5 protein-coding genes, 11 tRNA genes, 2 rRNA genes and 1 pseudogene are annotated in these 7301 nt (G+C 37.4%); 2 read left to right on the top strand and 17 right to left on the bottom strand.

All coding sequences use genetic code 11. The features are described 5' to 3' along the window. Window positions 1–69: 69 nt before the first annotated feature. Together F7888_RS15885 and F7888_RS15890 are read right to left on the bottom strand one after the other, a co-directional pair. Window positions 70–864: pseudogene (locus F7888_RS15885) on the bottom strand (ribonucleotide reductase N-terminal alpha domain-containing protein); the annotation flags it as partial. 376 nt (window positions 865–1240) lie between these two features. After that, window positions 1241–2077: a lipoate--protein ligase family protein gene (locus F7888_RS15890; protein ID WP_191781119.1), complete on the bottom strand. Its 837-nt coding sequence runs from the start codon at window positions 2075–2077 to the stop codon at window positions 1241–1243. 215 nt (window positions 2078–2292) lie between these two features. On the opposite strand from F7888_RS15890, the gene F7888_RS15895 reads away from it, so the two are divergent. Further along, window positions 2293–2619, top strand: coding sequence for a rhodanese-like domain-containing protein (locus tag F7888_RS15895; protein WP_225228840.1), 327 nt, complete (start codon window positions 2293–2295; stop codon window positions 2617–2619). Window positions 2620–2735: 116 nt separating this feature from the next. On the opposite strand, the gene F7888_RS15900 is transcribed toward F7888_RS15895, so the two are convergent. Further along, the gene (locus F7888_RS15900; protein ID WP_318246309.1) at window positions 2736–3572 is read right to left on the bottom strand and encodes a tyrosine-type recombinase/integrase; all 837 of its coding nucleotides are present in this window, start codon (window positions 3570–3572) and stop codon (window positions 2736–2738) included. 150 nt (window positions 3573–3722) lie between these two features. Next, window positions 3723–4430 carry an SGNH/GDSL hydrolase family protein gene (locus F7888_RS15905; protein WP_191781122.1) on the bottom strand — a complete coding sequence of 236 codons (708 nt, stop codon included), beginning with the start codon at window positions 4428–4430 and terminating at the stop codon, window positions 3723–3725. Window positions 4431–4626: 196 nt separating this feature from the next. On the opposite strand from F7888_RS15905, the gene F7888_RS15910 reads away from it, so the two are divergent. After that, window positions 4627–5199, top strand: coding sequence for a DUF1836 domain-containing protein (locus F7888_RS15910; RefSeq protein WP_191781123.1), 573 nt, complete (start codon window positions 4627–4629; stop codon window positions 5197–5199). A 235-nt stretch (window positions 5200–5434) separates the two neighbouring features. On the opposite strand, the gene F7888_RS15915 is transcribed toward F7888_RS15910, so the two are convergent. From F7888_RS15915 to F7888_RS15975, 13 genes are all read right to left on the bottom strand, one after another. Then, window positions 5435–5508: transfer RNA gene (locus F7888_RS15915), tRNA-Cys, on the bottom strand. Between the two features lie 50 nt (window positions 5509–5558). Beyond that, window positions 5559–5633: transfer RNA gene (locus F7888_RS15920), tRNA-Gln, on the bottom strand. 181 nt (window positions 5634–5814) lie between these two features. Beyond that, a tRNA-Gly gene (locus tag F7888_RS15925) sits at window positions 5815–5888 on the bottom strand. Between the two features lie 14 nt (window positions 5889–5902). Further along, window positions 5903–5978, bottom strand: a tRNA-His gene (locus tag F7888_RS15930). Window positions 5979–5993: 15 nt separating this feature from the next. Next, window positions 5994–6067, bottom strand: a tRNA-Trp gene (locus F7888_RS15935). Window positions 6068–6084: 17 nt separating this feature from the next. After that, window positions 6085–6168: transfer RNA gene (locus F7888_RS15940), tRNA-Tyr, on the bottom strand. Window positions 6169–6176: 8 nt separating this feature from the next. Continuing rightward, window positions 6177–6253 (bottom strand) — tRNA-Met (locus F7888_RS15945). 98 nt (window positions 6254–6351) lie between these two features. Then, window positions 6352–6444, bottom strand: a tRNA-Ser gene (locus F7888_RS15950). Window positions 6445–6460: 16 nt separating this feature from the next. Beyond that, window positions 6461–6537: transfer RNA gene (locus F7888_RS15955), tRNA-Met, on the bottom strand. Between the two features lie 18 nt (window positions 6538–6555). Next, window positions 6556–6632, bottom strand: a tRNA-Arg gene (locus F7888_RS15960). 8 nt (window positions 6633–6640) lie between these two features. Continuing rightward, window positions 6641–6715, bottom strand: a tRNA-Asn gene (locus F7888_RS15965). Window positions 6716–6724: 9 nt separating this feature from the next. Beyond that, window positions 6725–6840, bottom strand: a 5S ribosomal RNA gene (rrf, locus tag F7888_RS15970). Window positions 6841–7189: 349 nt separating this feature from the next. Continuing rightward, window positions 7190–7301 (bottom strand): 23S ribosomal RNA (locus F7888_RS15975); the annotation flags it as partial.

The following is a 7301-nucleotide window of genomic DNA, read 5'->3' on the forward strand; positions in this document are numbered from 1 at the left end:
TGTCTTGGACTTTAGGGGTTTCCAGCAATTCGCAAGATTTATTTATAGACGAGGCACTTAAGCTGATTTACCACGTCTTGATCCACCCTGCTCAACAAGATGAGTCAACTTTGCAATATCATCTAGCCATGATACTGAACCAGAAGATTTTCCATTTACGCCACGAGCAAGTGTGTTCCTTGGGCGAAGCGTTGAACCGTTCGTTCCTACACCACCACCACGACTCATAATCTCCATCACTTGCTTACGGTGCTCTGAAATTCCTTCACGCGAATCTTGTACAAAAGGCATAACATAACAATTGAAATAGGTTACATCTGTATCTGCCCCTGCACCATAGAGAACTCGTCCAGCTGGAATGAAGTTTAAGTTAACGAGTTCTTCATAGAACTTCTCAAACCACTCTTGGCGTTTTTCTTCTGTGTTCTCAACAGATGCTAGTCCAGTTGCGTTTCTCTTAGCAATTTGCTCGTAAAACACTTCTAGAGGCTTCTCGATCACATCAAGTGAGCGATTCACAATCCCTGTTTCAATTTCATTAGGTGAATCAAGTACACCACGGTACTCCTCTTCAACAAGTACCTGTGCAGACTTTTGCTCCCAATCGATACTCACGATAAACCCAAGACCACGAGCAGGAAACTTCGGATCTTCTTTGATTGTTAGAACAACGAAGTCTCCCTCTGCTAAAGTAAGCTTCTCAGTATCTTTGAACGTATAGCGATCAAGCATAACTAAACGAGATACCCCTTTATGTGATAATTTCATATCCTCAGTAATTTCGTGAACTTGAGGAAACAGACGGATATCTTGATTTAGTCGTTCAACATTAATATTCATTTTTTTTGGTAACGCAACAGACATTCTCACAACTCCCTTATACAATCTATAGTAAAAAGCTTGTCCAACGAGCATCCTGCTTTATTTCTCTATTAGAGGCTCGGTTGATGACTTATATTACAGTAACAATAACTTATCATATTTTCTCCATTAAAATCAATATATAGTATTGAATATTTTTAAAAACATACAATATATTGATTTAAGGTGAACTCTTTTTCATTTTGTCAAACAGAAAATCCTTAATAAAAGGGAGCAAATTGGAGATAAAAGAAGATTATACAGAAAAAATCGCTCATTTTGATGAATTTTGTCAGTTGCGTTTTTACCAACATGAACCAGCACTTATCTAGTAAGCTTTCTGAAAAAAAGTCAAAAAAAAGATGACTAAAAAAGTCATCTATCTTCTGAAATTCCATTCATCATTAGCATAACGATCCTTCATAATCGCATGCACAAACTCCAATTCTGTTTCATTCAATACATATGGCTCCAACCTAATATTTAAGCCTTGTTCAAACCCTTTTATAAATGCTTCTTTTGCTTCAGCAATGGTGACTGGCGTTTCACGTAAAGCATTAATAGCTACAGCTTTATTTTTAAAGTTACGCTGCATTCTCTCTCTTACTCGCTCATTTGGGTATTTAAATAAATCAAACAGCTTATCCTCATCTATATCTAGTAGGATGGAGCCATGCTGCAAAATAACACCCTTTTGTCTTGTTTGCGCACTACCAGCGACCTTACGTCCTTCAACCACTAACTCATACCATGATGGGGCATCAAAACAAACAGCTGAACGTGGATTCTTTAACCCTGCACGTTCTTCCTCCGTTCTTGGGACAGCGAAATAGGCGTCAAGACCTAATAACCTAAACCCTTGAAGAATCCCTTCTGAAATCACTCGATAGGCTTCTGTTACTGTTTGTGGCATCTCGGGATGATCTTCAGATACAATCACACTATATGTAAGTTCTTTGTCATGGAGAACACCTCTTCCACCTGTAGGTCTACGTACAAATCCTAAACCATACCGCTTAACAGCTTCTAGATCTATTTCTTTATCTACTTTTTGAAAATAGCCTATTGAAAGAGTAGCCGGATTCCATCCATAAAAACGTATAGTTGGTGGGATTTCACCTTTGCTGTGCCAATCCAATAATGCCTCGTCTAATGCCATATTAAACTCAGGAGAACAGTCTCCAGAATCGATAAATCTCCATGTTTCTTGTTCCATTTTAAACCCTCTTTATGTGATATTCTTATTTTGCCTCTTAAGTCTATCAAATACTGAAGAAATTTCAAAGAAAAATGGTAGTAGAATTCCTTTGATTCTTATTGATACAGCTTATATAATAGAATATGTCGATAATAGAGGAAAAAAGAAGGAGTCGATTCATTGTGGAAATAATTATTATAGCCTTAGTCGCAATCATCACCTATTCACTAGTTATGTTTTTCTACCAAAAAAGAATCTTAAAAACACTTACTGAAGAGGAATTTCGTGCAGGCTACCGTAAAGCACAGTTAATAGATGTTAGAGAACCAAACGAATATGATGGCGGACATATATTAGGAGCCCGCAACATTCCATTAACACAATTAAAAATGAGACTTAAAGAAGTACGACCAGACCAACCAGTATATCTATATTGCCAAAACACAATGCGAAGTGGAAGAGCTGCTCAGCTTTTAAGACGCAAAGGCTATCACCAATTGTTTACACTTAAAGGTGGATACAAGCAGTGGAGTGGTAAGATCAAATCAAAAAATAAATAAGAAGATGCAAACCGTTTGGACAATAGACCAGACGGTTTTTTTGACTAATAAAAAACGAGTACCCCGATTATGGATTACTCGTTATATCGATAAACAACTCTTCCTAGTGTCCCATATTAGGCAAAGGTTCGTTTTATTGCTTCTTCTATTTTACTAGTAGCGTCTTTAGAAATATATCGTTTTGTAACGTTCACATCTGAGTGCCCAGCTAGTTCTGCAACAGTAGAAATATCAATACCATTTTGAACTAATTCTGCACAAAACGTGTGACGTAATTTATGTGGATTTACATTATATCTTTTTAGCATGTATTGAACACCACGTGTAGAGATTCTTTTTCCAACACTTGATATAAATAAAGCTTCTTGGTTAGGGTTTTGGGATAAGGTGTCAATGTAACGACTTAAATAGTTCATAAGGTCCTTTGATAATGGAATGGTTCGCTTAACCGTCCCTTTACTATCTCGTATAATAACTTCACCTTGATTAGCATTCAAACGAACATCAGAAATATTCAAAGCACATAATTCAGAAATTCGAATTCCTGTATGCAATAACGTATAAACAATTACAATATTTCTAATATCTCCATCCTTCTCAACCTCTTCGAGTAATGCAGTTCTCTCTGCTCTATCTAGAGATTCCGGATTTTCATGTTTTTTTTCTTTTTCTAATCGTGAAATATTATTCATGACCTCGTGAATATTTTGAAATCTTGCATAAACACTAATAGCTGAAAATGCTTTCTCAATCGTTGCTGCACTTCTGTTAAGATTTTCAAGATACACCATGTAATCTTGGACATCTTCTCGAGTTAAATGATGAACATCCCTTTCATTATTTGAAATCCATTCAAAAAATTTACGCATTGACCCATCATAGGTTTTAATTGTATTCTGGGACTTTCCATCACTACTCAACCAGTTAGCAAACGATTTTAGAAGATTTTCCACTCTAATAACCCCCATAAAAAAGACTTGACTACATGCAAAGTATAACAGATAGTTTCGCAGAAGTAAAACCTCTTTTATTGTAGTCTTTACTTCACGTTTTTAGGCATGGTAACCAAGAATATCTTACAGACTTGAAATCAATTTAACCTTTTATCTGTGAGTAACTATATCCCATTTATCATGGACACTTTCGAATATTTCCATTGCTAGAACTTCATATCCTTTTTCAGTTAAATGGATTCCATCATCACTTATTAATTCCTTACTATCACCTGCACCCTTGATTGCACTGCGGACATCAATTACCAACACGTCCAACTCTTCAGCAACAAGTTTTATTGCACGATTATATTTACTATGCCAGTATTCTATCCCACCAAGCCTACAAATGAGTTTACTAACTTCCGAGCTAAAATTATTCGTAATACTATTATAATACCGAACTGGATCTAGAGGCGGTAATGTAGAAAGTATTGGAATTATTCCTTCACTTTTCACTTTAACAAGCATTGATTTTAAATTATCCATATATCTATCTAAAGGTACTCTTGCATCATGCTCATCATCAGGATTTTGAGCAACCTCAGACCAAGAGAAATTACAATCGTTTCCCCCTATTTTGATAATGATATAATCAGGTTTCTCATCAAGTACATCCTGGTCCAACCTTTTTATAAGTAAATCAGTGTCATCATTAAATACCCCTTTATTAATTACCTGGATTTCTTCCCCCTCTTTACTATTCTTTATTAACAACTCCTGTAACTTCTTAGGATAATTGTTTTTTAAAATCTTTAAACGACCATTTACAAATGAAACCCCTCTAGTCAAACTATCTCCAAAACATAATATTTTCATATTCCACCATCCCAATTAACTATTAGTTAAATTAATGCAAACTCCTTTTAGTTACCTTAACACTCTAATACATAGTATTAATAACTACATGTAATTATAATACAAACTAGAAAATGTAGCAATCTTTAACTTTTATTCCTGTGAGTAACATGATAAGATAGATATACATTACTAATAGAAATGGAGTTTTTTTATAATGGCGGAAGTAAAACAATTACTAGAGAGTATGGGACTCGGAAATCAAATTACTTTAAATGACATTCCTGATATCGACTTATATATGGACCAAGTAATCCAACTATTTGATAATAAATTCTCTAGTGGTAACCAAGACGAGAAGATTCTAACAAAAACGATGATTAACAATTACGCAAAATCAGGGTTGCTAATCCCAATTAAAAATAAAAAATATTCAAAAGAGCATCTTATCCTCCTAAGTCTGATCTATCAGCTTAAAGGTAATTTGAAAATAAATGAAATTAAACAATTACTTCAAAAATTAAATGATAAAATACTCAAAGACGATTTTGATCTTAAAGACTTTTACAGTTACTATTTAGATTTATTACGTTTAAATGAGACTCACTTTACTAGCCACCTCTCCCTACATTTCGAGGAAACTAAAGAGATAGCCACAAAATTACAAAACGAACATATGGACTATCTAGAAAAAGTATTATTGATATCCTCACTTGCCCAAATGAGTAATCTCTATCGAAGTGCAGCTGAAAAATTGGTAAATGAAATGACTCAAGAAAATAAGGAATAGACAGAATAAAAGCTGCGAAACCATGATTTTACTGCACCCTTTAATTTCAGTTTAATTAGGTATTGCATTCCAAAACCTCCCCACTTATCCTTAGTGATTCTTTATGTTTTCTAAACAGAAGGCAAATAACATCAAGGTACTTACATTTACAAAACAAAAAAAGAAGAGTTACAAAATAACTCTTCTTTTAAGTATGTATATTCATAATGTAATTAAGTGAAAATTTATTAATTATTGGAGGCGACACCCGGATTTGAACCGGGGATAAAGGTTTTGCAGACCTCTGCCTTACCACTTGGCTATGCCGCCATATGTAATACTACTATATGCCAAATCATTCAAAATGTTTACAAAAAAAATGGCTGGGCTAGCTGGATTCGAACCAACGCATGACGGAGTCAAAGTCCGTTGCCTTACCGCTTGGCTATAGCCCATTGAATATGCTTCATGAACTTCTTCCCCGAATACTCTGCATGATTTAGCATCGCAAGAGGATATTTTGGGATATTTCAGAAGGAAATATCACGAAATGTCGTCGACATCCCACGTATAAATTAAGACTAAGTAAGATTTTCTCTCAAAAAGCTCTTCTGCGTTAAAATCAATTAATAATAATGGAGCGGGTGATGAGAATCGAACTCACGACATCAGCTTGGAAGGCTGAGGTTTTACCATTAAACTACACCCGCAATATTTAAAATTATGGGGCGACTGATGGGAATCGAACCCACGAATGTCGGAACCACAATCCGATGCGTTAACCACTTCGCCACAATCGCCATATTAGAAACCGTTGGCAGGGGCAGTAGGAATCGAACCCACACTGGAGGTTTTGGAGACCTCAGTTCTACCTTTAAACTATGCCCCTGTATATTAATAATGAAATGGTGGAGGGGGGCAGATTCGAACTGCCGAACCCGAAGGAGCGGATTTACAGTCCGCCGCGTTTAGCCACTTCGCTACCCCTCCAGAACAATTGGTTGCGGGGACAGGATTTGAACCTGCGACCTTCGGGTTATGAGCCCGACGAGCTACCAGACTGCTCCACCCCGCGATAATAAAAAGTATTGAGTTTTATTGCTCCACCTTAGTTGAAGAATGTCCATATCTCACAAGTTATACAATTAAATCATTTTGCTGAAGTAATAATAATGGCGGAGGAAGAGGGATTCGAACCCCCGCGGGCTTTAACACCCCTGTCGGTTTTCAAGACCGATCCCTTCAGCCGGACTTGGGTATTCCTCCGTATTAAATAGATATATGGTAGCGGCGGAGGGAGTCGAACCCACGACCTCACGGGTATGAACCGTACGCTCTAGCCAGCTGAGCTACACCGCCAAGTAAAAAACATATATATGGCGCGCCCGAAAGGAGTCGAACCCATAACCTTCTGATCCGTAGTCAGACGCTCTATCCAATTGAGCTACGGGCGCAATATAAATGGCTCCACAGGTAGGACTCGAACCTACGACCGATCGGTTAACAGCCGATAGCTCTACCACTGAGCTACTGTGGAATAATATAAGCCTAGCGATGTCCTACTCTCACAGGGGGAATCCCCCAACTACCATCGGCGCTGAAGAGCTTAACTTCCGTGTTCGGTATGGGAACGGGTGTGACCTCTTCGCCATAATCACTAGACAAATTTCAAAAGAACATTTTCTATTATACTCTTTTATTAAAAGAATTACAACAGTAAATTTTCGTTCCTTCAAAACTAGATAACAGAGAACAAATTACATTCATTTTTTTGAATCTAGCTCCAGAAGCCACATCCTACGGCTGCTTCACAACTTCTGTCAAGTGCAAGCACTTTCCGACAGTTGCTCCAACCATCCTATGGATGTAAACGGGCTTCTTCCGCTTTATATGTCCAGCTACAGCGTCTAGAAATTCGCGTGCTTCACCTCCTCCTACAGAAGCAAAAAGCGCTTCTTTGTCGGAGCCTCCAGCCCACTCATTTCTGAACGAGACGCTTTCGCATTTCGTTTTGGTTAAGTCCTCGATCTATTAGTATCAGTCAGCTCCACACGTCGCCGCGCTTCCACCTCTGACCTATCAACCTCGTCATCTTCGAGGGATCTTACTAGCTTGCGCTATGG

It is taken from the genome of Litchfieldia stipae, assembly GCF_014837155.1.
GTDB lineage: Bacteria > Bacillota > Bacilli > Bacillales > Bacillaceae_L > Litchfieldia.